Here is a 2,620-nt window from a genome sequence, read left to right on the forward strand (position 1 = left end):
CTTGAAATTACCGAATTAAAGCTCGCCCTAAGTGCTGCTTTACCTGAATACATGGTGCCCAGTCACTTTACTCTAATCGAGCATATTCCACTTACGGGTAATGGTAAGCTTGACCGCAAGGCACTCCCCGCGCCAGAACTTCAAGCTGACAACCTCTATGTGGCACCACGCAATGCTTTAGAGACCCAGCTTTGTGAGATTTGGCAACAGGTACTTGGCCTTGAACAAGTGGGCATTGAAGATAATTTCTTCAGTATCGGGGGGGACTCTATCTCGGCTATCCGGTTGATGAATGCATGTAATAAAGCACTGGATTTAAACATCCCAATTTCAGCCTTGTTTGAACATACCCATATTGCCGCAATCGTCGACAACTTAGAGACGCTGAGCGTGGATATCGAAATTAAAGCAGACTCCGGATCACAACAAGAACAAACTAATAGCATGAGGATTTAACCATGTTGTCATTGCTCGCTGAACTGAAAGATCACAATCTCTCAATCTGGTTGCAAGACGGCGGACTAGAGCTGTCATTTGGCGCGCAAGCGCCAGATGCTGCGCTTGTTGCAAAGTTAAAGTCAAACAAAACGCAGCTAATGGATTACCTTGAAGCAAAAGCAATTTTTTCAAAGGATGCATTTAATACACTGCCAGAATTAAACCGCCATCCGCTTTCATTTGCGCAAGAGCGTTTATTATTTATCGAACGGTTAGAAAATGGCACCAACGCTTATCACATTCCGTTTTTGGTTAAACTCTCTGAGCACACAGAGCTTGCGCGATTAACGCAAGCACTAAATATCGTGTTAGATAGGCATGAAGTACTTCGCAGTGTCTATCGTCAAGACGAGCAAGGCCACGACTATCAAGAAGTGTTGAGCGCTTGTATTGAGATTACGCCTAGCCCTGTGGCTGACTTAGCTGCGCTTAATACGGCTGTGAAACAAGCTATTAGTACACCATTTGACTTAGCTAATGAGCCTATGTTCAAGGTTTGCTGTTGGACATTAGGCGCTGAACGTTACGTGCTATTTATGTGGCACCATATTGCTTTTGATGGCTGGTCCACCGAAATCTTTATGCGTGAGCTACACCAAGCCTATTTTATGCTAGCTTCAGGCATAACGCCTGAGCTACCAGCGCTTGAGTTACAGTACCAAGATTACGCAAAATGGCAGCGCGAGTACCTTAGCGGCGATACCTTAACTAAGCTTTTAGACCACTGGACTGATGCACTTGCAGGCGCTGAGCAGCTTGAATTACATTCGCCACTACCAAGGCCAAATGAATATCAATATCACGGTGCAGACCACCGTATTCGTTTGGGTCAGGAACGAAGCGAAGCCCTAAAGGCCATAGCCAAAACGCAACAAACCAGTCTTTATGTAGTACTGCTCAGCAGCTGGGCATTGACATTACAAGCAACCAGCGGTCAGTCAGATTTAATCATAGGTACACCATCTGACAACCGTCATCTAAGCCAGACACAAAATCTTATTGGCTTTTTGGTCAATAGCTTAGCCCTGCCAGTTCATATTGATAACGCACTCGACTTTAATGCCTTAATTCAACAAGTGCACCAAACCCTAAAAGCGGCAAAGGCGCACCAAGATCTGCCATTTGATAAATTGGTCGACGCCCTAAAATTACAACGGGATCCGTCTCGCCATCCGCTATTTCAAATGATGTTTGCGCTTGAACAATTTAAAAATAACAGCGACGACAGCAGCCAACAGCTGTTTATGCCAGTGGATGAATCACAAGTCAAAGCGCTACATAAAGTGGCTAAGTTCGACATTAGTTTATTGCTACAAAATGGGGACGAAGAAGTATTTGGTGATATTAACTACGCCACTGCGCTATTTCCTAGTGACTGGATCGAACTCCTTGCTGAGCGCTTTATCAATATTATCGATCAGGTGATCGCCAGAACTGCACAGCCACTTGCAAAAGTAGCCCTACAAAATAGAACTGAGACTGACACACTCCGTGCTTGGCACAACAACGCCGAGTCGTTTGCTACCGACAAAGATCTGGCAAGCATCGTGGAGCAGCACGCCGCTAACACCCCAGAGCAGACGGCCATGTTAACCAGCGGCGGTGAAGCGCTGTCTTATGCCGAAGTGAACGGTAAAGCCAATGCCCTTGCGAAGCAAATCCTTGCTCAGCACCCCAAAGTACAAGCTGGCCTATTGCCTGCCGATACCCCTATCGCCCTCTACTTTTCTCGCAGTAGCGAGATGCTTATTGCTATTTTGGCCGTGCTCAAAGCCGGTGGTGCCTATGTGCCCGTTTCACCAGATTACCCCGAAGCTCGGGTTGAGTTTATTTTAACCGACACCAACACCGACTTAGTGCTAACCCAGGAAAGTCACTTGCCTTCACTTGAACCTGTGCTTGGAAAAACGGCGGCGCTCGGCGTAAACACCCATGCGCTGGCGGTGGAGCACGAGAACTTAGTGCGTCCAACCGCGTTGGCTAACTTGGCTTATATCATCTACACCTCAGGGACAACCGGACAACCAAAAGGCGTGATGCTCACTCAGCACAATGTGCTTTACTATCTTCACGCCTTAACCAGCCAGTTAGGTGACAAGTATCGTAATATCGACTTTTCTTC

At 46.7% G+C, this 2,620-nt stretch carries 2 protein-coding genes; both read left to right on the forward strand.

All coding sequences use genetic code 11. The annotated features are described in order from the left end of the window. Nucleotides 1-456, forward strand: a 456-nt coding sequence (locus tag EXT47_RS11535; RefSeq protein ID WP_240701608.1) for a phosphopantetheine-binding protein, incomplete at its 5' end; no start/stop codon positions are given. A gap of 2 nt (nt 457-458) precedes the next feature. Further along, nucleotides 459-2,620: condensation domain-containing protein (locus tag EXT47_RS11540; protein WP_165383811.1), on the forward strand; the 2,162-nt coding region annotated here is incomplete at its 3' end.

Origin of the sequence: Pseudoalteromonas sp. CO342X, from assembly GCF_004208915.1 — a bacterium.
GTDB lineage: Bacteria > Pseudomonadota > Gammaproteobacteria > Enterobacterales > Alteromonadaceae > Pseudoalteromonas > Pseudoalteromonas maricaloris.